This is a genomic window from Halosimplex rarum, from assembly GCF_047715405.1.
Lineage (GTDB): Archaea > Halobacteriota > Halobacteria > Halobacteriales > Haloarculaceae > Halosimplex > Halosimplex rarum.
Genome location: NZ_CP180412.1, coordinates 2,106,809 through 2,132,335 on the forward strand (window position 1 = coordinate 2,106,809; position 25,527 = coordinate 2,132,335).

Here is a 25,527-nt window from a genome sequence, read left to right on the forward strand (position 1 = left end):
TATGTCCAGCACGGAGGATAGAGCAATATGATGGAGTCGTCTGAGTCTACCGCTTCCTTCCTCGAAGATGCAAAGCAGCATAACCAATGGTGGGATGGGGAAACCGGCAGTCCGTCAGATCTCACCGAGGTCACGGAGCTTGAGCCACGTTCCGACGTCGTGAATTGCCTCAAACAACTCGATAGAGAACACGATGGAGAAACGGATGGTCTCGTTTATCCTATCTACGGACCAACGGGGATAGGAAAGACCACTTTATTACTACAGATTGTTGCAGCTCTTCTTCGAGAGGACACGGTGGCATTCGACCCGAGCCACCGCGACTTAGAACTCGTCGGTAGTATTGATCCTCGACAAGTCCTGTACATTCCGTTGGAGGACTCGCTTTACCATCTCGAGCCTTCGGAAGATGCCATGGCAGCACTCGGCAATGTTGTTGATTACTTCTATACCCATATTGCCCCACGGACCGGTCGGAAGTTCATTTTACTTGACGACGTCGGCGCACTCCGCCTCGAAGGTGAAGAGAAACAGCAGCTTCTCGATCTTATCGACGACGACACGTCTCTCGTAGTCACGGGGATCGTTGAATCTGAAGTGAATATGGAGGAGGTCACTGGCAGTGATGAGGTCCAGGTGAAGTGGGCTAGACCTATGCTTCCGATGAAGTTCATCGATACCGTTCAACACGGGGTCTACAACAAGTCCGTGTTCGAAGACGTCGATTCGGATCTCGAATCGATAGTCGAAACGCACCGGACGACAAGCTTCGATGAGGACAATTCGTTAATCAGCGACGTTCGAAATAACCTATCAGATGCCACAGCGCTCCCAGACGCTATCGAAGCCCTTGAAGATCTTCACTACAACGTACTCTCTGAAGCTGACCGGGACGGACTACACGAAGCTGCACGGCGATACTTGCAGAAAGGAGGGTTGTTCCAGCGAGTCCCCGACTACTCCGTAAACAACGAACTCGTCCACTCGCATTTCCTGCTCTACCTCTACAAGGAACTTGCACAGTATGAATCGATCAAGAACCCGGAAAACCTCCATCGGCTCGCATCGCTTGCAGCGAGCCGTGCTGGGCAGGAGCTAAAGTACACTGATATAAGCGAACGACTGGGTGTGGACCGCCGTACCGTTGACACGTATCTCTCCCTTCTTGACGAAGGGCTCTCAGTTTCGGAATCACACGATTACTCTCTACAGCGATACCGGCGGACCCGACTCTATCTGCGTAATCCTCGGCACGTCGTTCTCCTCTCACAGCGGCAGGAACACTTCGGATTCGAATCGTACGAGCCAACGGGGCGCCTCAATCACGACTTCGAGTATAAACTTGCTCGAACTGTCGGTTTCGACCACGCCAAGCGGCTTGCATACCAAGTCGAGGATGATTTCGAGGGAGAAGACCCACAAGTCGAATACTGTGAGACCGAAGCCGGAACGGTGGATTACGTCCTCCGAAATGACGAATTGGTCCTCCCATTCGTACTCTCCTACCACCCGCATACCGACGCGTCAACGTCGATCGCGACGGCATTTGACCCATCCGTCGGGAAACATCCACAGGAAGATGGGGAAGATCTCATCGACCTCGAGTATCAGGCGCCTTTCCGGTTTATTGTCACAGATAGCCTCCCGAAGGACCTTGTAAAAAGCGAGTCCCTCGTGATCGAGAGAGATGGCTGGAAGCTCTGTTATTTGCCGTACTGGCTCTTCTTGCTCATCTGCTAAGTTTCTGAGTGGGTATGCTATGATAGACGAAACATAAAGTAGGTCCGTTCAATCCACCCATACATGACTCTCATATCCGACGGCGGTGACGCGCCCATCCCCTCTTTGTCTGGGACGATCTCACCAGACGAAGTCAACATGGATCTAACGATGTGTGGTCTCCTCGTTGAGCGAGCCGAGGAGCTCACTCAACTTTATGCAGATCACGGAAACTGGAACGATGTGAAGAACATCTGGTTCGACGAACGCCTATCGAATCGGAGTACACGGGGAAGCTCGCAGAAAATATTTCGGGTCCTCACATCTCGCTTCAAGAACGCACCGACAACGCTCCCGAACCCCAGTTTGCTCCCCCAGGTGTTCGAACAATGTGAGACGACGCGAGACAAAGCACAAATCCTCTATTTGTATCTTGTTACCGACGATACCTTGGTTCGATACGTCGTCACCGAATACAGCAACCGTCTTGTTTCCGAGGAGCCGAAACCATTGGACTTCTCTAACGAAACTCTCCTAAACATCCTCAACAGCTTGACGTATTCTGACGGCAGCAGCTTCGATTATGCAGAATCGACAACCGAGCGTTGGTGCGAAGGGATCCGGTCAGTGATGCGCGAGGTCGGAGTTCTCGAGGGCCAACAATCAGTGACTGGAGGAACTCCTTCTGTCGGAACTGTGCCGCTACTCGTAGCGATGGATTATTCATACGAAACTGGCGACGAGGAATGGATCGCCTCCCCACGGGGTTTCCTATACCTCTTTCAACCAGAGAACCGCTGGGAAGAGCTGTTTGATCGAGCTGCTAGCACCTCTGCATGGGAGTATCTCGAACTCCACGGTGACCTTGATCTCCGCCCCACCGAGAAACCGTATTCGTGGATCTCCAGGGGAGGTGTCAGTTGATGGTTGACGCGAGTTGGTTCGAAGACCTTCCAGAAGACTTCGAGGAATCAGTTCGCATCGACAGGGATGAGTGCGATCATCGCGAACGCGCCATCAACTCATACCACGTGACTGCGGACTCCCAGCGCTTTATTCGAGACTTCGTCAATCGGACACTTGGACAGGCAGACGATATGCGTACAGGTTCGAACTATTGGCTCTATGGCTATTACGGCAGTGGGAAGAGCCACCTGCTGACCGTCCTCGACGGACTACTCGACTCCGACTGGCTTGACGGACGATACGACGACGTCTGGGACGACCTTACGCAAGTAGCAGAAGACGACGATGTGGACCAATTGAGGAACCACTGGCGTACAATCCACGACGAATACTACGTGATTCCTGTTTCGATCAATCTTCTCAAGTATCAGGGGCAGAAGCAGCGGAGCTTCAGTGAGATCGTTCTCAGGCATGCCCATCAGGATCCCGATCTGACCGGAGTCGACGACGACATCTCGAGGGGGCTCTCCTCCCAACTCGACGTAGCGTATTTCGAGAAGTGGTTCCGGACGACCGACGCATGGCCTGAACGACAGACTCGGGCCCAGGATGCGCTTGAAACAGTCGCGGCCGGACATAGTGGGTACGACTTGGATACGGAGAATCTCTGGGAAGACATCCAGAGATACAACGCTCTGGCAGATGTGGTTCTCCCGAAGCTCTTCGAGGAAGTCAACGAAACCCGGGACGGGTATACCGATCTTCAACCCTCTGACATCGACCCAGAAGAGGTGGTGACTCGGTTAGACCAATTGCGCGCAGAGCGGGAGGAAGAACTAGAGAAACCGGTAAAGCTGGTCTTGCTCCTCGACGAAGTGAGTCTCTTCATCGGGACTGACTTCGAGCGTTTGACCGAACTTCAGACGCTCGCAGAAAATATCGACGATATCGGTGATGGCGATATTCAGTTAGTCGCGACTGCTCAGGCGAAAATCGAAGACGTGCAGCCGAAGTTCGCCGCACACGGTGCAGACTTTAGCATCGTCAAGGATCGATTCCCCCACCGTTATCAACTTCCCAGTAAGCATGTCGGTGATATCGCTAAGCGGCGTCTCTTCGAGAAGTCCGACCAGGGCGAATCCCGAGTCGATGAGGTGCTCGAAACTGCCTCTGTGAAGCCCACAGAATCACTGGTATACAACGAAATTAAACAGAACACAAAGCCACCACTCGACAGCATCGACGAAGATGCACTCGTTGAGTTCTATCCCTTCCTCCCCTATCACGCACCGCTCTTTCTCGAGATACTGTTTAATCTCAGGCGAGAAGCCACCGATCCCGCAAAGTCGATCTTCTCAGGAACCGCTCGCGCAATCCTCGCGCTCATGCACAACCTCCTCCAGCGCTGGATTGAGAATGGGAAACCCGACCACGTCATTACCTTAGTCGATTTCTACGAGTTGGTCAAACCAGAGCTTCGCGAGATTCTCACTCAGGACATGCGAGTCATCGAGGGATCGGACACGACCCGTGGGATCGCAGACGAGGTTGAAGACGGCAATCTCGAAGAGTTCGACCTTGCTGTAGCGAAGGCGGTTCTGTTGCTACAGCACGTCCACGACATCGTCCCTCTGAATGAAGGGAACATCGCTGTCTCGGTCATGTCCGATCTCAACGGGCGGTCGTGGATCAGCACGCAAAATCGGGTCGAAGAATCGCTCGGTCGACTACAGAAGTTCATTCGACCCACTGAGGACGAATCTGGCGCAAGATACCGGTTCGCCACACAGGAAGAACGCCTCATCTACGATGACACGGAAGCAAACGAGGAGAATCCAGATTGGGATGCCATCCTCCATGCGTTAGATGAGCATCTCTGGAAGCGTATCATTCAGGATCTTGCTCTCCCGGAGTCCGTTCCATACAGCGACTCCGGTGACGAATACCCGGTTGCATACAAGTATCGTGTCGACGGGGAAGACTTTGAGACGACTACAGAGGCTGAAGGAGGGTTAGAGGTTTCCATCGCAGTGCAGGGTGTTCATCCCGACTATTCGTCTCACAATGGCGATGGAGAGACCCTCTACTGGGAAATCGATACCGACGGCCTCGAAGACCTTCGTAAGCATCTCGTTGAGTGGTGGGCACTTCGAGACGCGATTTCGACACACAACGCCCCCTCAGCGGTAGAACGTGATCTCGAACGGCGAGCCAGTGCTGTCAAGAGTAAGCTCGTTAGCGCCATGCAAAGCGGTTCCTACACCGTAAAGGATCGAACGGATATCGGAAGTCTCTCGGAGGCAGTGCAGACTGCGATTGACGTGGGGTATCCAGATGACTTCCACCCCATGATGCTCCAAGTGGACGAAGATCGTCTTCAGGAGCTCGCAGAACTTTCCACCGAAGATCCGCTGCCAGCCTGGTCACATACAATTCAAGTACCGTCTTCTGACCCAACGGCAAGCCAGGGGAAGAAAACGATACAGAGCAACGTGATGGCGCTCACGGGTCGACAGCTAAAGGATAAAGAAGACGGCTTGAACATGAATACGGTCCTCGATGGAATTGCAGACAAAAAGCCGTTCTACGACGACGCTCGTCCGGCACTGTGCGCCATTATCTGGGGCTTCTGTCGGGAAGGACGGCTTGTTCCCATCGACGAAGACGGGAATACTCTCGAAAATTCGGTGGTGCTGGATCAGAACCGGCTTTCGACGACGAGGCTGAAACTCCTCCCACGCGAACCGATCGGGAAGCTCCTCGAAAAGGGTGGCTTCAAAGAAACCACAGAGACAGTCGCTGACGGACTGATCAACCTTCAGGAATCAAATCAGCAGCTCCACTCGGCGCTCACTGGTCTTCGAGAGGACATCCAGCTCGTTGCCGACACCGACATCCGGTCAAAAGCCGTCAGAAGCCTTCTGGCGTCTCTCGCTGACGAGCTATCTGAACGGATTGACGCCGCTTCGGATCGTCTTGCTGTCGTCAGGTCACAGGGCGACGGGATCGGGGATGCGATTGAACAGACCAATGACGAACAGGAATGGCTCGATGAAGTTGTGGACGTTTGGAATCGTCGGCTGGTATCACTCTACCGCTTCGATGTCCAGCTCCTCCTGGGCGATAGTGAGTTCGAATGGATTGACGAGAATGCTCAGTCGTTGGTAGAGGAACAACGTGATGCGCTCGCGACGTTCGAAGGGAGTTGGTGGACGACCGAAGGGTGGAAAGTGCTCGTCGGCGAGACGGCCACGGGACTCAGCGACGAGCTTCAGCGATCGTGGGACGAGTATGTCGACGGCCAAGGCCTCGCTGCGTTCGTCGAGCGTCTCGAAGACCACCCCTGGATCGTTGACGCGACGGAACTTCCGACAAGTGTACAGCCTGCGTTTGAGCGGACATACATTACGCCACTCCGAGAGCTTCGCCGGTGGTACCATACCATCGAGGAAACAGTCTCCGCACTCGGTGCTGACGACGAAGACACGCTCGTTTCGGCGGCTGATGACGTCTCAACCGTTGAGTCTCGTGAAGAGGCTATCGAGGACGATATCGCTGTACTGGAGTCTAGACTCGAACGCCTCTCGACAATCGTCGGGGATCAGGAACCTGACGAAGTGGACCGGATCGGAGCCCTTCCGGACGACAGGCAGGCTATCAATCAGCGTCTCGAACAGCTCGTGGAGAACCGAGAGCTGGACATCGAAAAGGTGGATTCGGGGGTGATCGTTCGATGACAGACTCGCCGTATCTCGCATTCAAAGAGAAACTGTGCACGTTTGCCGACGGGCAAGCAGGAATCAGAAATCCGTTCGTCATCGCAGCGGTCGAACCAGCGGTCGAGCATCGGGTTGCAGAGCGGCTCAGTGCATGGGCAGTGGATGCTGACGAAGCACCAGCCGTCGAAACCGAGATCTCAGTACAACCAATCTGGCTCGACGAGCTTCTTCCGAAGACCAAGGTGTACAACCTATCGGTAGCACTGGGCGGCGAGACGACTGCCGAGCGTATCGAAGAGACGCTGCAAGATCGTCTAGCGGAAGAGCTCGTCGAGGAGATGATTGCGAACGAAATCGACGACGACCGCCTGCAGAGTCAACAGCACGTGGTATTGCTCCTCAATCTCGGCAGCCTCTATCCATTCACCCGTGCATCTGAACTTCTCGATGAACTCGACCGTCGTAACGTCAGGTCCACTATCGGCATTCCCTTCCCCGGCGACGTCGTCGGCGGGAAATTGAGTTTCTTCGGCGGCGATTCACGACACTACTACCCGGCACATCAGATCGACGGGCAGATTCGGGAGGTGCATCTCCAATAATGACTATCAAAGAGCTATTCCGTAGTGACCCCACGCGACAACTCGAAGAAGTCCAGAAAGTAAACGCCAGAGAGCGGGCTGAAACCGACGTTGCAGAGTTCCACGAGACCGAGAGCGCAAAACGCGTTCTTACGGAACTCGGAGAAGTCATACAGACACATCCGGGGGAGGCTGCACGTTTCCTCTATCTCCACGCGACCTTCGGTTCGGGGAAGACACACTTGCTGAAACTGATCGGCCTCGTAGCCGACAGCGAGTCCGAATTCGCGCACCTTGGAGACGAACTAGCCCAACAGTGGCCTGGGTTCGACAACCTAGCCCGGTCGATCGACGAGTCGCACGTCGACCGTCTCAAGCCGGTTTTCCTGAACCTTCTCGATCGGGACGCCTCCAAGGAACCGCCTCTCCCGTTTCTCATCTTCGAGGCGATTGGTCGTGAACTCGGATACCCGACGGACCCCAACTGGCTGCTCGAGTGGGCCTGGACCGTCGATATGGAATACGATGGTGTCTGGGATGCACTCATTGCCGCCGAGCAAAACGGACAGACCTTCGAGGACGTCCTCGAAGAACGAGCGTCGCTGCGACGCTGGCTCTACGAGACGCTACCGTCATTGCCGGAGACGAGTGGAACCGATCTCGACAGAAAATCCGGCGTCAAAGCGTCTATCGAGCATGCAGAGGAGGAGGTCGACCCGGAATCGTTCGACCCCGGGGAGCTGGTCGACCGAGTCGAGGCCGTCACTGACGCGTTGAACGAAAGCGGACCACAGACGGAGTTACTATTGGGGCTCGACGAGGTTGCACTCTTCGTCGGTGATAGTCGTCACCGATACCGAGAGTTCGAGGAGACGATGGAAGCACTCCAGTATGGCCCGAATCCGGTCGTCGTCACGACCGGGCAGTATTCGCTCCCGGCGACACGCGAGAGTCTCATCGGGGAGCCAGCGGACGACCACTGGACCCATCAGCAGGTACCTCTCGAAGGCGCTGACACGGAGATTATCGTCCGGAAACGGTGGTTGCAGAAAGACGGATCCAGCAGTGATCGGGTATCCTCGCTCGTCTCATCGATGCCCGATCTCTCTTTAGAGACGTATTCGGCAGTCGAAAGTGCCGATCCAGACCCCGTCGAGTCGTACCCCTTCCGCGAATACGACCTCACTTTACTTCGAAAGGTGATGCAGGAACTGATCACACAGGGACGAGCAACCGACCGAGACTACATCCAAGGCCGAGCGCTGCTTGTGTTGGTTCGCTCGCTGTTCACGAAATTCGGGTGGGCGACGGCCGAGGAGGGAGCACTCGTGACGTGGGACGAGCTGTTCGATCTACTGGTAGAGGAAACCACGTACGTCCCGCTGTGGGTGCAGGAGATGCTCGATAATACGTTGATTCCGACCTTCGACGGCGATGAGAGCGCCTGGGAGGTCCGGGTATCGAAAGCACTGTACCTGCTTAATCAGACACCAGCAGTCCCAGCTACACCAGAGAATCTGGGCCGGTTGATGCTCGCCGACGTCCACTCTTCAGTTGATGAGACGGTGGACAACACCGAATCAGCGCTGAATACACTCGTGGACAAGCGAAAAGTGCTCACCGAAACCAACGACAAAGGTGACGAAGTATATACACTGGTTTCTGAGGAGCAGGAGAGTATTCTCAGTCGAGCACAGACCAAAGCTGAGCAGATCTCACCTCACCAGTTGTCTGCGTGGCTAGAAACGCGGCTCCGGGAAAACGACGACTTCTTCCGGAGCGATAGTAGCGTTCCCGAGGCCGATGTCGGCGACGAACGCCTCGTTCCGCTTCGGTACGAGTACTCCATTCTCGACCCCGTCGGTCGAGCACCCACCACAGAATTCGATGCCGTTCGAATCCGCATCTTAGCTGATGATCCGGATACGGTCACTGATCAGGTCGAAACGTGGAAGGACGTAAACGACGGCCGAGCAGGAGGCGAGCACATTCTCATCGCGATCGACGTGCCCGAGACCACACTCGATAGGATTCGAAACGTCCTTGGGATGGGAGAAGTCCTCGAAGCGGAGACTGAGACACACGAGGAGCTCGAACGGGAACATCGGACCGACAAACGGCGGTTGGAGTCGTCCGTGAGCGATCTCCTCGAAAGTGCGTCTATCCACACTGTTCACGAGTATCGCGGTGAACGTCCGGGTGTACTCGAAGAAGTCGTCGAGGACCAGGTTCAGTCTGTCTTCGGCTCTACTCGGAAGGTACTATCGCGCCCTCTCGTCGAAGTCGACGATGCGAAGGGGTTAGCGAAGTTCTTCCGCGGTAGCGGCGAATGGCCCCTCGCCGACAGCGATGCGGTCATGTTAGGAGTAGACAGATCTAATCGTCGGATCGGAGACAGTGGCTGGTGTCGAGAGTTCATCGACGAGTACGAATCACAGAGCGCAGTCGACGTGGAGACGTTGCTCCAGCAAACCCGTACCTCCAACGGAGACTATCGGGGGACGCCGCAAGAGTCGATCGCAGCACTCCTCATCACGCTCGCGACGTCGAACGAGAAGGTCGCTCTGAAGCAAGACACCGACTACGTGACGGAGCCAGCAGCAATCGGTCGGCAGGTGCGTACGAAGAGTGGACTCACTTCGTTGCAGGTCCGGTTCGGCGTTGATACGATCAATCCCAAAGAGATCCGTACAGTCGTATCGACTGTTCTGGGTCACGAACCAGACGGCGACGACCCCGACGAGTGGGTCACCGAGCTCGCGACCTGGGTAGATGAGCAGAGCGTCCTCGTCAAGCGAACATTCAAAGGAGTGTCTCGGGAGTTCGATGTCTCTCTGGAATCGCTCGAATCTGCACTATCGCCAGCGTACAGTGGTGGCGAAATCTCCACATCGGATCTCGTCGAAGATGGCGTTAAATCGGATGCAGAGACGTTCGCAGATGCGCGTGAGCTCTTCGCGGTCGAAGACGACGAGAAATCTCTCTGGACGCAGTTTTCTGAGACGTTAAAGTTAGTAGAATCGCTGTACCCAAGTGCGACGATTACGTCGCGAATGCAGACTACAGCCGAAGGCGGTTCTGTGCCCACGAAGGAGACACTGGCAACCCGGATCGCTGATGCGACCGGTCATCGTATCGACGTTCTCTCTGAACAGTACCGGCGAATCACAGGCGGAACAATCGACGTATCGGATCCAGCAGAGATCTGTGCAGACCTCTCCGCGTGGGTGCGAGAGAACGAATCAACGGTCAAAACGCTACTCGAGCATGCTACGGATACGTTCAGTGGTATTTCGTTCGACCACCTCGAACCGGTGTTCGAAACAGCTTGGGCCGGTGACCAGATCGAGGAAGAAGCACTCGTCGCCTCTAGTGTGCGCCAACAAGCGAAAGCCTACGAGAAGATCCGTGGGATCCTCGATGGGGATCCGAGTCCGTGGAATCAGTTGGAGGCAGCCAGGGAAACCCTTCGTACGGACCATCCAGACTCACCCACGACCGCGGCAGTAGACACCGTCCTCGATTCATCGCGACCGCCGTCACTTCAGCGCGTGCAGCAGCTCATCGATGAAGCAGACGATCCGAAGCCACCGGATGCCGACGACGATGTCTGGGCGGAATTGCAGCGTGTCGCAGAGGACCTCCGCCAAGAACTGCCGAACGCGAAAGTCACCGATGAGGTGACTACGGTCGTGGATGCTGACGAACGGCCAACCGAAGAACGGTCAGAAGAACTCCTCTCAGAAGCGAAGACGATCTTGGAGCGGATGCGGACGATGCAAGAGGAGTTAGATGGTCTGGATGACGACGATATCGTGCTGATCGACAGAACTGAGTGAATGGCTTGGAGAATCTGAACAGTCGAATCGATGCCATCGAAATACCCTGGAGGAATCGAAGATCCTGACCGGTTCCGAGAATTAGTCTCGCTATTTGAGGCGCAAGAGCAGCGAAATTACTACTATGAGCAAGCGTTGGCAACGGTCGAGCAGGAGTTCGGCCCAGGGTGGTATCATTCGGACGAATTGATATTGGGTGGTCCGATGCTGTTGATGTACACCTGGAATTTCGCCGCTCGAGAAACAAAATCGTTAGATGCGGATACTGTGAGTAGCATCTTCGAGCGACATCATCAAGCAATTGAGGAGGTCCGGTCCACTGCATTGGTTGATGCTGACCTACAACCAGGGGGTCCCGCTTACGAGACAGTGAAGAATGTATGGGCCGATATGAAAGATCACTTCGGCCAAACTGGTACCTCAAAGGTGCTGAGTCTTCTCGCACCAGAACTCTTCGTAATGTGGGATCAAGATATTCGAACTCGATCCCAGAGACGGCAAGGGGATCCGAGGGACAAGAAACGAGAGGACCGAGGCGTGTATTTCTACCTCAAGGAAGCAGGCTACTCACCCGAGAACAATAAACCCAGATTCGGTAGAACAGCAGAGGATTATATCTTATTTCTTCAATACTGTAAGGAGATTCTTCAGGAAGTGGTTTCTCATCCGGTTCTCCAAGAGAGAGACGCAACACCGGCTAAATTGCTGGATGAGTCTCTTTATGCATTTTACAAGCTCGAAAACGAATAGCAGTTGAAACACCAGGCAAACATGAAGCCACCGATCATAGTGGTGGATACCAAAGAAGGCAATAAACACATTTGTGCCCCCTCCGAGTAAGCCGGTGGTATGCCGAACCCGCTTTTCTCCACCTACACCCAGGGCGAGAATCGAGTAACTTCGACACTATTAGCGGTTCTCGAGCACGTGAATAGTCGGTTAGCCGAGGATATTCTGGAAGCGATTACCGACGAGTCTGACCTTTCTCTGGTCGGCTTCGATAATCAGGTTACAGGGACGGATTCAGTTCCGGATGCGGCGATCCGGGCTTCCACGGCATTGTGGTTCGAGACGAAGACCAGTCGCGACGCTGTCCGTAGAGAGCAGTTGGATAATCACTTGCAGGCACTGGATGAGGACCCATCTGATCTCCAGCGGTTGATAGTCCTCACGCCAGATACCCGGGTTCCCCCCGAAGTACAGGCAATCGACGACGAACGGATCGTCTGGGCGAGTTTCGATACCCTCGTCGGGAGTATTGAATCGGTTCTAGAGCGGGATGTTGGGAGTGCCGAAGCGAGTATGTACGTTCCGACCGAACGCGAAGCATTCCTGCTCCGTGAGCTCGTCCGATTTATCTACGACGAATCACTCGTAAGCGGGCAAGAAGAGCGAGTGCTGGTCGTCGCTGCCCGCAAGGCGTGGCCGGAGTATCACAAGTATGATCTCTACTTCTGCCAGCCGAATCGCTCTTTCAAACCGGTTTCGCACCTCGCGTTCTACAAGGATGGGGAGATCAAAACAACCGTTCCGAAAGTCACCGGGTCTATCGAGAGCGTCACCCTCGACGAGGAGACGGTACGTGGTCATCCCGACCTCTCCCAGCATCAGGAGAGCGAACTGCTAAGGGCCGTGGAACTGATGCGGGAGAATGGCTCCGATCGGTACCGAGAGACGGAGAAAGTCCTATTCCTGGAGGAAGACGTTGAGCTGGAACAGGCAATTCGGAACGACAAGACTGCGAGCGATTCCAATCGGACGGTCGCATTCGTTCAGGGCCACCGCTACGTGTCGCTAACGACACTCCAGGAGAACCCGACGTATACCGCCGAATTAGAGGAGTGAGTGGGCCGGAGTGATGAAACCGTACATCGCACAGCGAGGTCTCAATTTGTAGCCGAGAGATACACTTATTATTGGAACCTCTTAATCGGCCATCGTGAGTCCCGAGACTGACTTTTCGGTATACCGTTTAAAAATACAGCCTGGCGGGGCAATTGAGACTGCGAATCCGTACGAATTCTGTAAGGGCGAGGGCATTGTTGGAGTTGGATGGGGCTACAATCCGGCGGTGTTGCTCGAAGATGGTGAAATTGAGAAGGTAGATGAGATGCCGGACACTGAGTCTGCAGTCGACCGGCACAACGAAATCGAACAAAGGTTTCGCGAACGGAAGAGCGACGATTACACCCCCTCTCGAGTGAAACTCAATGGCGACCTCAAGTCCTCCTTGCGATACATGATCGAAGACATCGAGAAAGGGGATTTTCTTTGGGTGAACGAGGGAAGCGAATTCGCTCTCTGTAAGGTAACCGGAGACTGGGAAACTGACCTTGATCTGAGTGCCGAGAAACAGGACGAATTCGAGAGCAACGACATTCGGAATTTCCGTGAGGCAGATTGGGAGGCCGTCCCGTACCCGATGGTCCCAGGTTTCGTAAAGCGCCGGTTCGCTGGCCAGGGGAACACGCTAAGCCAGATGCACATCGAGGATGGTCAGAAATTGATTACAGAACAAATCTTCGCGGTGAGTGAATTTGACGATGCTACTGAGGGGCTTTCCGCGGCTGTGTCAGACCAATTGCGGGCAGATGTGACGGCTTCGCAGTTCCTTGGTATTCTTGATCCCGCTGAGATCGAGGACATCGTCCTTCTGAAGCTCCAAGCGGGTAAGGGAGATTGGTCGATCATCAAGTCGACGACCAGCAGTTCTGAAGCAGACATTGAGTGCGAACTACGTCGGATTCGTGATGATGAGGTTGAACGTGCGTTCGTTCAGGTGAAAAGCGGAAACGCGTCTGTTTCTGAGGAAGAGTACGTAGAGAAGGCAGAATATGGAGATGTATTCTTCTTCGCCGAGGAACCGATCGATGTTGGGCAACACGGTAATATGTTCGAGATCAGCCCCGACGAAGTCTTCGAGTTCGCAAAAGAGCAGACGGGCCTTCTTCCCGACTCCGCATTATTGAAACTCAACGCCTACCTCTAAATTTGCTGGACGAGGGGTGTCTCAGAATTTATTAGCATAGGATACCACCGTGATAGTATGAGCTCAAAGGGCCAGCTCCGGCGATTCGAGAACAAGGCACAGTTGCTCCGGCACATCGCTGAGGAGACTGGTACGGACATCGACACTCTGTGGGACGAGTACGAAACCCAGATCTAGAACACGTTGACTCGCTGTCGTAGAGGAAGTCATAGAACAGTTCACAAGACGATTGATCCTCAGAATTGAGGAGTGAATCACCTGCTCAACCGGTGTGCGGTTTCAACGAAATTGTTCTTCAAACTCGATTGAATCGAACTTCTGTCTTCCGCGGCTGATTAAGAGGTCGTACTCATCTTCTCGGACAAAATCAACGACGGGCTCGTTATCCATATTGTACCGGATACGGTCAGGAGCCCATCCCAAGATGGAGAAGTACTCGAGAACGGCATTGGGATAGATATCCGTTCCACGGGTCTCACCCGTAACCTCGATGCGATTCTCCCCGGATTTCGCCGTGGCCCGCACGTGTTCACCGATGTCCTGTTCCAGACCTGCAATAACCTCATCTGCGTCGGAATCAGAGGATACCATACTTCGGGGAAGAGTATCTGGGCAATAGAATCTATCGGCTGTATTGAGTGAACAGGGATTAGAAAGCTAGGCGCGTGAACTGTTCTATGACACCCTTCTTGCTGGAGAACGTTAGCGAACGCTCGCCGCTAGAATTATAAGTCCCGCTCCTTTTAGAGTCTACTAACGGCAGGTGAGATTCATGAGTGAGAAAACAGCGGAACTGTGGGCGCGTGCAGAAGACTGTCATGAATCACCTGCAGATATAGAGGCAGCACTCGAGGAACTCAATCGAGATCTCGACTGGGATCGAGAGAACCTCATCGCAGAATCAGTCAGCCAGCGAGAATCGGTGCTGGCCGACGACTGAGTTCCTGAATGCTGATTTTGGACAGCAATGTCTGGATATACATAGCGACAGCAGCGGAACTCCCCGTGGAGATCTACTCCGATACGCTCGGCGAACGTCTCTACTTCACTGAAGAATTCTACGACAGTCGTCATCAGACCGTGGTTTCGGTGTATATGGTGGAAGAAATCCAGCAGGGACTCCATCGGTCAGAGCGAGTAGAGAGTGAGGAAATCGACGAGGCACTCACACTCCTGTTCAAGCTATTCGGTAGCTGTGACGACGTGATCACGACCTTCGACGGAGACGAACTCGAGGACCTCCAGTTACGAGACGTTCGACAGAAACCCCACAATCAGCTACTGGGACACCTGCTGGACATCCAGGCGAAAGACGTGCCTATCTTTTCGCTGGCGTACGAGTACCGATACGAACGGCCGCATATCTTGACCGACGATGGGGGTTTCGGGGAACTATCGCCGGCAGCGTTCGGTCTACAGAACATCACCGTCGAAGAGCTCTCACTGACGTGGTGAGTGGGAGGCCAGTACCCGGCCGCCCTCGGCAACATTGAAGTTGGTGGTGGTCAGTTGAGAATACCATACAGGTCATCTTCGAATGGAAAGCGAGTCTCTCTCTCAGCGGAAGGCGCAACTGGACAAGGGCGAACGCGAGCATCTCGAAGACGTCGTCGCCGAGATGCGAGATCGCGTCGAAGACAACGTACGGTTCCAGCTCACTCAACAGGACCTCGACAGCGAGCCAGAAGACACTGAAACACTGGACGAGGACACGACTTCACTGGTCGAGGCTATCGAACTGGAAGCCGTGGACGGCCACTCCTGGGACGACGGCTTCGAGAAGTACGTCACGAGCGTCGGCTATACGATCGTCAATCGGCTAGCCGCCCTCCGCTGTATGGAGGTTCGTGACTTCATCGACGAGGAAGTCACCGTCTTCAAGGAGAACGGCCTGACGCCTGCCGCGGAGACGCTCGTCCACGAGGAGTTTCTCCTAGAAGACGAAGCTATCCTCGAGGCGTACCATCGGGCATGTGACTCACTCGCCGAGGAGATCGAGATTCTATTCGATCGCTCGTCAGCATACAGCCTCGTTGATCCTGATGACGATACCTTCGAGGAACTCTGCGAAATGCTGGACTCCGTTCCCGACGAGGTCTGGCGGGCCGACGACGTGCTCGGATGGGTCTACGAGTACTACAACGTCAAGTTGCTCGACGATCTGCGCCGCAAAGGCGACCGGGAAGGCCTCGACCCTGAGGACGTTCCCGCGGCAAATCAGTTCTATACGCCCCACTGGGTTGTCCGGATGCTAACCGACAACTCTCTCGGGAAACTCTATCTCGAACACACCGGTGAATTGCAGGATGTCGTCGAATCGCAGGAAGCGTTCTCCCCGGACGAGCGAAAGAATCGACCACTCTCTCCAGACGAGTCGCCCGATATCGCAGATTTCTGTACCTATCTCGTTCCTTCCGAAGAAGAGGGTGAGCCGACCGACTTCGAGCACCCGGAGGAACTTCGCGTTATCGACCCTGCCTGTGGGAGCGGGCACTTCCTGCTGTACGCGTTCGACGTACTGGAGCGTATCTGGCGTGCGGAGACGGACCTCTCTGACGAGGAGATCCCGCGGAAGATTCTCCAGCACAATCTCTACGGTGTCGACCTGGACATGCGGGCCTGCCAGCTCGCGGCCTTCAATCTGTATCTGAAGGGTCGGACCCGCGCAGAGGCGGAAGGTGCTGATGGGTTCGACATGCCCGAGGTTGGCATCGTCTGTGCGGACGCCAAGGTGGCCGACATCGACGGTGTCGAGGCAGTGTTCGACGAGGTGGCTGGTGACGATCCGAAGGTTGAGGACGCTCTCAGGCGAATCCTCGACGCCTTCGAGGAGGTCCACGGACTCGGGAGCCTGCTCGACGTTCGCGGGACGCTCGGTGACCTGTTCGAGGACGACAGCCATACGGAGGGCGTCCAGATCACGCTCGACGACGACCCGACGGCAGACCACACACTTGGTCAGGTGCTACACAGTCTGCGTGAGGCTGTCGAAGAACACAGAGACTCGGACTCGTTCCTCGCACAGGACCTTCGGAGCTTTGTGCGGCTACTAGATATTCTGGCGCAGGACTACGACGTGGCGCTGATGAATCCGCCGTATGGTTCAAGAAGCCGGATGCCAAATACCGTTCAAAAGTACATTGAAAGCCGATATCAGTATTCACCCGAATTCTATATCAACTTCTTCGAGGTCTGTGATCGATTGAGTAAACCCAACGGACGTACTGGGATGTTAGTCCCTCGTACGTTTATGTTTAAGAAACAATTTTCCGGGTTCCGGGAGGATTTCATTGGTGAAGAGGGTAGCTTTGATTTCTTAGCAGAATATGGCATTGGTGTTCTTGACAATGCCACTGTTCGCACAGTTGGGACTGTAGTTCGTTCAGGAGAGGACCGAAATTCCTCTGGAACGTTTATTCGTCTACACGATATTGAAAGCCAAGAAAAAGAACCCACTTTCACAAATGTTCTTGCAGATGACGCTGACATCAATCGTCTTTTTGAGATTGATATGCGGGAATTTCACAATATTCCTCGTTCGCCTATCTGTTATTCAATTCCAAGTAAGGTACGTGCGTTCCATAAGACAAATCTAAAAATTGATTCAGATCAGGCTGAAGTGGAAGGAGATTCAGCATGTCGGGCAGTCCCAGGCCTACTGACAGGAGATGATGACCAGTTTGCACGGTTCCACTGGGAGATAGAGGAATTAAACGAATTCGAGCCGATCTCCGAAGGAGGAGCTAAAGCATGGGTTGTCCCCCATATTACTGAGACTGTCTACTGGAGAGGGGATGGTAGGAGGCTTAAAAGAGCCAATCAATCGGTTCGAACGCCCAATGAGGATCTATACGGAAAAGAAGGCCTGACATGGACATATATAAAGGATACTGGCCGGAGATTCGGATACTATCCAGGCGGTCTGTTCAGCCATAATGGGTTTTTATTGACTCCTCTGGAAGAGAAATCTCTCTGGGAAATGATGGCAATCTTAAACTCTAGCCTGTATCATTCACTCATTTTATCACAAACGATTGAACGTAATTGGAATGCTGGAGAGATAGGTAGTATACCCTGGCTGGAGGATCTAGAGGGCCAAGGTCTCGGAGAGAAAGCCCGAGAGCAATTCAAAGAGGTCCTGCATCAGAGGAGTTCTGACAGTAGTAGTCCATACTATATAGGCCCCTCACTCCTTCCCAACAGTGTCGATAGAGAATTCTTCTACAATCATCCACATCAAGAAGCCCTGATTGGCGAATTCGAACTAAATATCAACTCTCCGTCTCCTTCCACAGACATTAAAGAAGCATCCAGACAAAGCGAGGTAGATGCCCTATCTCGCAGAAAACAATTAGAGTCAATATCAGAGAAGATTGATAATGACATATATGATACAGTAGATTTAGACGAATCTACGCAGGAGCAGATTCGTCAAGAAATCTTCCTACGAACCTCAGAGTCACCAAAGGATCGCGAAGTTCCTGACCCTGAATCAGTACCAGAGATTCCTGAAAATATCGATGTTCAGGTCAAGGATCTTGTCCACCACTTCGCAATGGAGGCCGTCCGTCAGGAATCAGATGGGATAGTCCCACTCCATAGCACCGAAGAACAAGCCAATATGTTGGAGCGCGTCATCGAGAGGTTTGAGGACGCCTATGGTGAGGACGCAGAAGATCGCCTCGTCGAAGTCGATGAGATTCTTGGAGCCAGATCCGCCGCCGAAGAGGCATATCCCAACCTCCGAGCGTTCATCGAGAATAACCTGTTTGACTACCACGTCGACAGGATGGAGAATACGCCAATTCTATGGAAGCTCTCTACAGAGCGCCTTATCGCTGACTCGACAGGTGAGGGTTTTGCCTGCTTCGTCGACTACCACAATCTCGATTCGGGACTCTTAGACCGACTCACCAACCAGTACCTCGAACCTCGAAAGGCCGAACTCCGGGAGCGCCGCAGCGCTGCGAATCGCCGTCGGAGTGACGAGTCGCTCTCGACTAGTGAACAGGCGGAAGCCGCCGAACAGTACGAGCGCTGTGCGAGCGGGCTTAACCAGATTAGTGTCTTCGAGGACGTACTCCAAGAACTGGGAAGCACCGACGAGCGCGACTTCGAGGACGAGGATCGACAACTCGTCAAGGAACTCGCTCCGAAGGTCGCCACCTTCCGAGAGGAAACCCGTGAGCGCGTGGAGACGCTGTCGGAACTGCGCGAGCGAAACAGCGAAGAGTGGTTCCAAGACACCTTCTCGGATAACTTTTGGAACGCCGTCGAGGAGTGGCGAGAGGAATGGATCGACGCCCTCAGCGAACTCGAACGCGCTTGTGAGGAGTACGCCAAGCCCGCCGACGAGTCCGTCGAGGCACACCTGGCGGATCTGTTCGACTACTTCAACTGGCGACTCAAGGGGTCGGACCACTACTCCAGCACGGGTATCCTTTTCATGACATACTACTTCGAGCGCGAAGGGGCAGATCTCCTCGACGATGACGGAGAGCCGTTCGATACCCTGACTGATGACGAACGCCTGCTCGCCTCGCTCGCGACCGGTCTCGACGACCCCTCGGTCGTCGACGAGGAGTTCCTCGAAGCGATAGCCGACGACGAGGGCGTCGAGGAAGTCGACGATCTCCCGCCGCTGGCAGAGTTCAAGGCCCTGGCAGAGGAGATCGACGACCGCTGCCAGACCATCGACAAGCAAATTCCTTCGGATTGGACTGACCGCGCGCTCTCGGAGATAACGACCGAAGGGTACCAACCGAACCACAAGCACGGCGTCGAAATCAATATCACACCGCTCGCACAGGCCGAGATCGTCCCGAAGACGGTGGAGGATGACGTTCTCTAATCATGACAGCGACGAAGACACTCCCCCAGTGCGCTCACGACGCTATCGAGAGTGCCATCGACGAGGCCGTAGACGAGGACCCTGTCGTCCTCTGGTGGGACGACGGTGGCTACCTCCGTGACATCGTCCGAGAAACCAGCAGCCAGCTCGGCTGTAATTTCCGAGCCGCGGAACAGACGCCGCTGGAACTCCGCGCAGAGGCACCACGGGACCAAACCGTCTGGTACGTCCCGCAGGCCAGCAGCGACGACGTCGACTGGTTCAAAGACGTCGAGCACACCGGCGACGTGATCGAACAGCACATCGGGAAGCTCGCAGCCCGCTGCTTCGAGAACGACCGACTGCAGGCGGCGACGATTCGGACAGCCTACGAGGACGCCGACGACCGGGAGAACGTCGCCAAGACGCTCTACGACGAACTCAACGGCGAAGGTGGCCTCCCGTCGCTCCAGGGCCTCCAGACGAAGATCGTCCTCGACGGACACGACGACCCCGTCCAGTTCGTCCTCGAACACGGCGCCGAGAATTTACCCAGCGACGAGGACCTGAGAGAGATTCGCGATCTTCTGGTCGACAACGGGGTGGCTGCCGTCGACGGCGTAAGCGACGCCCAGACTATCGTCGAACGAACGCGCCGCTGGGCCGTCGCGGAGTGGCTCGTCGACGAGGGACTAGACAAATCCCTGCTCCCCCAGGAGTACCAGCCCGAGTCCAGTAGCGGATTCGGCGTCTCCAGACCGGAACTCCGCTCCGTCCTGAGCAAGACCGAACGCAAGCAGGAACTGGCTCGCGTCTATCTCGACCCAAGCCAGCGGTTCTGGCACGATATCGTTCGCACCTACGACGACCCGTGGGAACTCGTCGACTGTCCCGTCGACGCCTCGCTCGAACACCGCCTCTGGGACGAGTGGACGCAGTCGTTCCACGCCGGCGACTACGAGCAATGTGCAACCCAGGCGGAACAACGCCACGAGCGCCTCGACGCGACCTACGGCGACGTTCCGTGGACACAGCTCTGGGAGCAGGCTATCGACATCGCGACGCTCGCGAACGAACTCGAAACGTGGGAGGAGAGCGGCGATACCGGAGATGTCGTGGAACTGTACGGCGACGTAGAGGATGGAACGTGGCAGATCGACAACGCCGTGTTCAACCTCATCGTCTCCGGCGAACCGGAAACCGCCCTCCCGGAAGAGCATCCAGCAACCGCGAAACTCGAAGACCTCCGCTCGTCGCTGGTCGAATCCAGATACCTGGAGTATCTCACCGATCTTGGCGACCTCGTCGGGGACCAGATCGAGGCAGGCTCGCCGTTCGTCGGCGAGAACCACGCCCACCAGTTCTTCGCCGAAGAACAGGAACACCTCCAGAGCGGCCAGAGCGTCGCACTGTTCATTGTCGACGCCCTGCGCTTCGACCTCGCACACGAACTCGCAGAGTCCATTCGAAGTGAGCTCCCCAAGCTCGAAGTTGACGAGAGCAAGTGGGTGGGAACACTCCCCTCTGACACCGAGTTTGGGAAAGCCGCGCTCACCCCAGGAAGCAAGTTCAGTTTCAACATCGAACTGCAAGACGGTGAGCTCGTTCCTGAACGGAACGGACGCGAGATCACGAATCATCGCCGACAGACGCTCCTCGAAAACGACGGCTGGAGCTACATCATGCAGGACGCCGAGGACGAGGTCGGCTGGAGTAACACGCGCGTCGCCTACTACTGGAACGACATCGACGAGACCGGCGAGAAGGAGCTCACGGACTTCGAGGAGCTGTTCAGCGACCGCATCGATGCCATCTCCCGGATCATCTGCGAGAAGCTCCGGAAAGGCGAGTGGGACCGTGCGTACATCCTCTCAGACCACGGCTTCGTCTCACTCCCAGAGCACGTCGATATCGACGACCTGCATCCGCCGAGCAACGCCGAGAAGGTGACTCGTCGGTGGGTCGCCGGCGCGGACCTGGACGACGACACGCCTGGTGTCTTGCTGGACGAAGACACGCACCTAGGCTACCTCGACGACGATACCAAAATCAGCGTCCTCACCGACCCGATTCAGCGTTTCAGGAACCAGGGGCTCCCAGATGCTCGTTTCTACCACGGTGGCGTCCTCCCGCAGGAGTTCGTCCTGAATTTCGTCACGATCACGCAAGAGTAAATAACTCTTTGCAGCCCGCGCCACCAATCATACACTCTCATACAAAAGGGCCTGATGAGGGCGTCAAAAACTGTTCAACTGCTATCTGTGGGAATTACTCCTCATGTACGAGCGGCGGAAAATACGAGTCGAAAGTCCAGTAGAGATCGACGAGGGAGTTGGAGAAACCAAGTACCACTAGTACTGGCCACTGAGCAAACGCAAGGCCCAGCACAAACAGTCCAAAATGGCCTCCATTATTGATTCCCCACTTTGTCTGCGTAGCCGGATCGTTGTGCAATGCTAGACTCCCCATCTGGTAGGAGATAAGTATCCCCCAGAGCCCGTCAATCAAGAGAAGTACCGCAAATACGGTAAAGAATCGGTATGGCATAGTGACCAAACCCCCCAATATTATTATAATTCCTGCGTCAAACAATAGCATGCTGATATCGACCGCCCTGAATCGCTGACTGCTAACTTGTGACTCCGTAATCTTGGTAAAATCTGTCTCAAGATAGGTCGTATCGAGATGCCGAACCCCGCCCAAAAAGAATCGAAGCACAACCAGAAGAAAGACACTGAAAGTGAGTAACGTCGGGAGTTCACGTCCGAAGTTAGATACCGAGAGCCTTCGGAATTCGGTCAGTACTGAATTGAATCCTAGAGATAAGCCGATCGTGAGTAACACCGTATAGAATAGCCGATAGGCATCGTGAGTGTTGGTCAGATACTTTTCCCGGGCTTCGGGATCATCCTTGCTCATCTGTGGTCTAAATTGACATTCATCGCCGCCCATGAAGTATCTCAGCAAAATACATAATGTGCTCGCGGGGGGTTAGGTAGGTATCCAATCCCTATGCGTGCAAAGCTAGAGCCCGGAGATACGATTCTCCTCAACGATCAGCCCGCAGAGGTCATCAAGACGTATTCCGTCGGCGACCTCGATTATCTCAGGGCCTACGTCGAGAACGTCGGTGTAAAAACCGTCTGCATCGACGACGTGAACATCGAACCGAAACGTGAACAACTCGGCACACTCGACACCGCAACCGCCGGGCAACTCCATCCTGACCATGAGGCGGTTTCGGCCGAGTGGTTCGACTTACGGTCACAGGCGCTCCAGCTTCAGATCGCCCACGAACAAGGTCAGTTACTCAGTATCTCGAACTCGCTCGTTCGTCTGGAGCCCTACCAACTGGCCTGCGTCAACTGGGTCATGCAGAAGCTCCGTCAGAGAGCGCTCATCGCAGACGACGTCGGGCTGGGGAAGACAATCGAAGCGGGGCTGATCCTCAAAGAACTCACTGCACGCAACCGTGCAGATCGGGTGCTGTTCGTCGTCCCGGCACATCTCCAGAAGAAGTGGATTCGGGATATGGACCGCTTCTTCGATATCTCCCTAACGCCTGGCGACCGCCAGTGGGTCGAGGGCGAACGCCGCCGACTGGGTGAGGAAGCGAACATCTGGAATCAGGACCACCAACGGATGGTCGCGGGCATGGCGTTCCTACGCCAGGAAGAGTTCCGGGACGAACTCGACAATGCATTCTGGGACGTTGTCGTCGTCGACGAAGCGCACAAGGCGGCCAAGCGAGGCGAGTCCCCCAGCAAGACCTCGAAGATGGTTGAACGAGTCGCAGATAACTCCGACTCGCTGCTCCTCCTCAGTGCGACGCCCCACGACGGCAAAGGAGACGCGTTCCGCTCTCTCATCGAATATATCGATCCGTTCCTCATTGCGGAGGACCAGGACCTCTCCAAGGAAGCAGTCGACCGCGTAATGATGCGTCGCGGCAAGCAGACTATTTACGACGACGACGGGGAACGGCTTTTCCCGAATCGAGAAGTCGGGACGATCCCGGTCGAGCGGACGCACGAAGAGAAGCAGTTCTATCAAGCAGTCACAGAGTACGTTAAGCACGTCTACAATCGCTCAGAGCAGCTCAACGAACCCGCAGTCGGGTTCGCAATGGCGTTGATGCAAAAGCGCCTCGTGAGTTCTATTGGAGCTATCCAAGCCACCCTGAGCCGTCGGCTGGCGAATTTAGTCGATCAGCAATCCACCGCAACCTCACTTTCCGAAGAGGCGTCCGCGTACCTCGAAGGTGAAGACCTTGAGGAGACTGACAAACAAAAGGCCGAGGAAGAACTTGCAGGCCTCACCATCACCGAGAGCGACGCCCAGCTCGAAGAAGAGATCGAAACACTACGTGACCTCGTCTCTCTCGCCGAAGGAATTTCGGTAGATTCGAAAGCCCAGAAAGTTCGTCGGTATATCCAGCAGCTGCTTGAGGAGAACCCGAACGAGAAGGTGTTGCTGTTCACGGAGTACCGAGACACGCTCGATTACATCCTCGATCTTGTGAAGGACGAGCCGTGGGCAGATGAAATCCTCGTGATTCACGGCGATGTCGACAAAGAGGACCGAGCGAATATCGAAGACGAATTCAATCACGGCCAATCTCGTCTGCTTTTCGCAACGGACGCAGCGAGCGAAGGGATCGACCTGCAGCACAGCTGCCACATCATGGTCAACTACGAGCTGCCGTGGAACCCCAATCGACTCGAACAGCGGATCGGTCGTCTCCATCGCTACGGGCAGGAGAAGGAAGTGAAGGTGTGGAATTTCACGTTCGAAGACACTCGCGAAGGCGAGATCTTCGAGATGCTGCAGGAGAAGGTCGAGAACATCAGGGGGAAACTCGGGAACACCGCCGACGTCCTCGGAATGCTCGACGACGTCGACGTGGATTCGCTTATCATGGAATCCATCCGGAACGACGAACCGGCGAGTGCGACGAAAGAGGAACTCGAGGAACTCATCGACGAACGGCAACGGACGCTCGCAGAGTGGTACGAGCGCAGTCTCATCGACACCAGCACCTTCGACCAGGAGAGCCGAGAGAGGATCCAGGAAGTCATGGATCAATCCGAAGATGTCTACGGTAGTGAGGCCGACATTCGAGAATTCTTCGAGCGCGGCATTTCGGCACTGGGCGGCGACGTCGAAAAAGCTGGGACCAATCTATTCCGAGCCGATCTACCGGAGACTCTTCGTCGAGCCACCGATGGCGACCTCTACGGGCCGTTCACATTCAACCGCGAGTTCGCGATGGACCACGATGACATCGACTACGTCTCTCCAGACGCGCGGCTGGTTCAAGAGTTGATGCAGCGTGTCCTCGACAGTGATCAGGGCTCTGTGGGTCTGAAAATGCTCCCGTTCGTCGATGATCCGGGAATTACCTACAACTACCGAGTCCGATTTGAGGACGGTACCGGCGAAGTGATCCGTGAAGAGATACTCCCGGTTTTCGTCGATGCAGCACACAACGATCCACAAGAGCGTCTTGGACAGCGAGTCGTTGATGGGGACAGTATCAAAGGCAGCCCTGAGGAAGAGCCTGTTCAAGTGCTACTGGAAAACGAGAGTGAGATGCGTTCATCCGCTGATCGCTATATTAGTCAGCGTGTCGAATCTCGCCGAGACGAACTCCAAAAACGGCGGCGAGAGGAAACGGAGCAGGAGCTTACGGACCTCGAAGCATACGCAGAGTCTGAACGAGAACGAATCGAGACGTTCATCGCGGACTACGAGCGGAAAGCCGAATCAGGAACCGACATGGATATCGCGATTAGAAGACAGCGAGACCGGCTTTCGAAGCTCGAGGACAGAATCGAGCAACGCCGCCAGGAGCTTCAGCGAAAAGCTCAGGTCATCTCACTTGCCCCAGAAATCGAGAACCTTTGCTTGACACTCCCCATCTAATTCTTCCGTAGACCTTGAA

Annotated in this window: 15 protein-coding genes; 13 read left to right on the plus strand and 2 right to left on the minus strand. The window is 55.0% G+C overall.

Going from position 1 to position 25,527, the window contains the following annotated elements:
• The first annotated feature begins 30 nt into the window (after positions 1 to 30).
• The 8 genes from ACMGFH_RS10270 (at position 31) to ACMGFH_RS10305 (ending at position 13,753) form a co-directional block, all read left to right on the plus strand.
• Complete coding sequence (locus ACMGFH_RS10270; protein WP_415383233.1) at positions 31 to 1,740, plus strand: DUF4143 domain-containing protein; 1,710 nt, start codon at positions 31 to 33, stop codon at positions 1,738 to 1,740.
• Positions 1,741 to 1,803: 63 nt separating this feature from the next.
• Positions 1,804 to 2,643: a BrxA family protein gene (locus ACMGFH_RS10275; RefSeq protein WP_415383019.1), complete on the plus strand. Its 840-nt coding sequence runs from the start codon at positions 1,804 to 1,806 to the stop codon at positions 2,641 to 2,643.
• The gene (locus ACMGFH_RS10280) at positions 2,643 to 6,362 is read left to right on the plus strand and encodes a hypothetical protein (protein WP_415383020.1); all 3,720 of its coding nucleotides are present in this window, start codon (positions 2,643 to 2,645) and stop codon (positions 6,360 to 6,362) included. Before ACMGFH_RS10275 ends, ACMGFH_RS10280 begins: the two co-directional genes overlap by 1 nt.
• Positions 6,359 to 6,946, plus strand: coding sequence for a BREX protein BrxB domain-containing protein (locus tag ACMGFH_RS10285; RefSeq protein WP_274325352.1), 588 nt, complete (start codon positions 6,359 to 6,361; stop codon positions 6,944 to 6,946). Before ACMGFH_RS10280 ends, ACMGFH_RS10285 begins: the two co-directional genes overlap by 4 nt.
• Complete coding sequence (locus ACMGFH_RS10290) at positions 6,946 to 10,764, plus strand: hypothetical protein (RefSeq protein WP_415383021.1); 3,819 nt, start codon at positions 6,946 to 6,948, stop codon at positions 10,762 to 10,764. The genes ACMGFH_RS10285 and ACMGFH_RS10290 overlap by 1 nt, the downstream gene beginning before the upstream one ends.
• Positions 10,765 to 10,794: 30 nt before the next feature.
• Positions 10,795 to 11,514 (plus strand): hypothetical protein, encoded by a 720-nt coding sequence (locus tag ACMGFH_RS10295; protein WP_415383022.1) that lies wholly within the window; start codon positions 10,795 to 10,797, stop codon positions 11,512 to 11,514.
• A 99-nt stretch (positions 11,515 to 11,613) separates the two neighbouring features.
• Positions 11,614 to 12,609, plus strand: a complete 996-nt coding sequence (locus ACMGFH_RS10300) for a hypothetical protein (protein WP_415383023.1) — start codon at positions 11,614 to 11,616, stop codon at positions 12,607 to 12,609.
• Between the two features lie 94 nt (positions 12,610 to 12,703).
• Entirely contained in the window at positions 12,704 to 13,753 is a 1,050-nt protein-coding gene (locus tag ACMGFH_RS10305; RefSeq protein ID WP_415383025.1) for a hypothetical protein, read from the plus strand.
• A 279-nt stretch (positions 13,754 to 14,032) separates the two neighbouring features.
• Here ACMGFH_RS10305 and ACMGFH_RS10310 read toward each other — a convergent pair whose 3' ends face one another.
• Positions 14,033 to 14,344, minus strand: coding sequence for a hypothetical protein (locus ACMGFH_RS10310; RefSeq protein ID WP_274325346.1), 312 nt, complete (start codon positions 14,342 to 14,344; stop codon positions 14,033 to 14,035).
• Positions 14,345 to 14,525: 181 nt separating this feature from the next.
• Between ACMGFH_RS10310 and ACMGFH_RS10315 the strand changes: the two genes are divergently transcribed.
• The 4 genes from ACMGFH_RS10315 (at position 14,526) to pglZ (ending at position 21,757) form a co-directional block, all read left to right on the plus strand.
• Positions 14,526 to 14,693: a hypothetical protein gene (locus ACMGFH_RS10315; protein ID WP_161625241.1), complete on the plus strand. Its 168-nt coding sequence runs from the start codon at positions 14,526 to 14,528 to the stop codon at positions 14,691 to 14,693.
• A gap of 8 nt (positions 14,694 to 14,701) precedes the next feature.
• A complete protein-coding gene (locus ACMGFH_RS10320; RefSeq protein ID WP_415383026.1) occupies positions 14,702 to 15,208 on the plus strand; it encodes a hypothetical protein in 507 nt (168 codons plus the stop codon).
• Positions 15,209 to 15,290: 82 nt separating this feature from the next.
• Positions 15,291 to 19,604: a BREX-5 system adenine-specific DNA-methyltransferase PglX gene (gene pglX, locus ACMGFH_RS10325; RefSeq protein ID WP_415383027.1), complete on the plus strand. Its 4,314-nt coding sequence runs from the start codon at positions 15,291 to 15,293 to the stop codon at positions 19,602 to 19,604.
• A gap of 2 nt (positions 19,605 to 19,606) precedes the next feature.
• Positions 19,607 to 21,757 (plus strand): BREX-5 system phosphatase PglZ, encoded by a 2,151-nt coding sequence (gene pglZ / locus ACMGFH_RS10330; protein WP_415383028.1) that lies wholly within the window; start codon positions 19,607 to 19,609, stop codon positions 21,755 to 21,757.
• 94 nt (positions 21,758 to 21,851) lie between these two features.
• Here the strand turns inward: pglZ and ACMGFH_RS10335 are convergent, their stop codons facing one another.
• Entirely contained in the window at positions 21,852 to 22,502 is a 651-nt protein-coding gene (locus tag ACMGFH_RS10335; protein WP_415383029.1) for a hypothetical protein, read from the minus strand.
• Positions 22,503 to 22,595: 93 nt separating this feature from the next.
• On the opposite strand from ACMGFH_RS10335, the gene ACMGFH_RS10340 reads away from it, so the two are divergent.
• On the plus strand, positions 22,596 to 25,508 hold the full coding sequence (locus ACMGFH_RS10340) for a helicase-related protein (RefSeq protein ID WP_415383030.1): 2,913 nt from the start codon (positions 22,596 to 22,598) through the stop codon (positions 25,506 to 25,508).
• Positions 25,509 to 25,527 lie beyond the last annotated feature (19 nt).

Coding starts and splice junctions, on each gene's coding strand:
- ACMGFH_RS10335 (WP_415383029.1), bottom strand. CDS start 22,502: ATGAGCAAGGATGATCCCGAAGCCCGGGAAAAGTATCTGACCAACACT.
- ACMGFH_RS10320 (WP_415383026.1), top strand. CDS start 14,702: ATGCTGATTTTGGACAGCAATGTCTGGATATACATAGCGACAGCAGCG.
- ACMGFH_RS10270 (WP_415383233.1), top strand. CDS start 31: ATGGAGTCGTCTGAGTCTACCGCTTCCTTCCTCGAAGATGCAAAGCAG.
- pglZ (WP_415383028.1), top strand. CDS start 19,607: ATGACAGCGACGAAGACACTCCCCCAGTGCGCTCACGACGCTATCGAG.
- ACMGFH_RS10275 (WP_415383019.1), top strand. CDS start 1,804: ATGACTCTCATATCCGACGGCGGTGACGCGCCCATCCCCTCTTTGTCT.
- ACMGFH_RS10300 (WP_415383023.1), top strand. CDS start 11,614: ATGCCGAACCCGCTTTTCTCCACCTACACCCAGGGCGAGAATCGAGTA.
- ACMGFH_RS10310 (WP_274325346.1), bottom strand. CDS start 14,344: ATGGTATCCTCTGATTCCGACGCAGATGAGGTTATTGCAGGTCTGGAA.
- ACMGFH_RS10280 (WP_415383020.1), top strand. CDS start 2,643: ATGGTTGACGCGAGTTGGTTCGAAGACCTTCCAGAAGACTTCGAGGAA.
- ACMGFH_RS10295 (WP_415383022.1), top strand. CDS start 10,795: ATGCCATCGAAATACCCTGGAGGAATCGAAGATCCTGACCGGTTCCGA.
- pglX (WP_415383027.1), top strand. CDS start 15,291: ATGGAAAGCGAGTCTCTCTCTCAGCGGAAGGCGCAACTGGACAAGGGC.
- ACMGFH_RS10315 (WP_161625241.1), top strand. CDS start 14,526: ATGAGTGAGAAAACAGCGGAACTGTGGGCGCGTGCAGAAGACTGTCAT.
- ACMGFH_RS10285 (WP_274325352.1), top strand. CDS start 6,359: ATGACAGACTCGCCGTATCTCGCATTCAAAGAGAAACTGTGCACGTTT.
- ACMGFH_RS10340 (WP_415383030.1), top strand. CDS start 22,596: ATGCGTGCAAAGCTAGAGCCCGGAGATACGATTCTCCTCAACGATCAG.
- ACMGFH_RS10290 (WP_415383021.1), top strand. CDS start 6,946: ATGACTATCAAAGAGCTATTCCGTAGTGACCCCACGCGACAACTCGAA.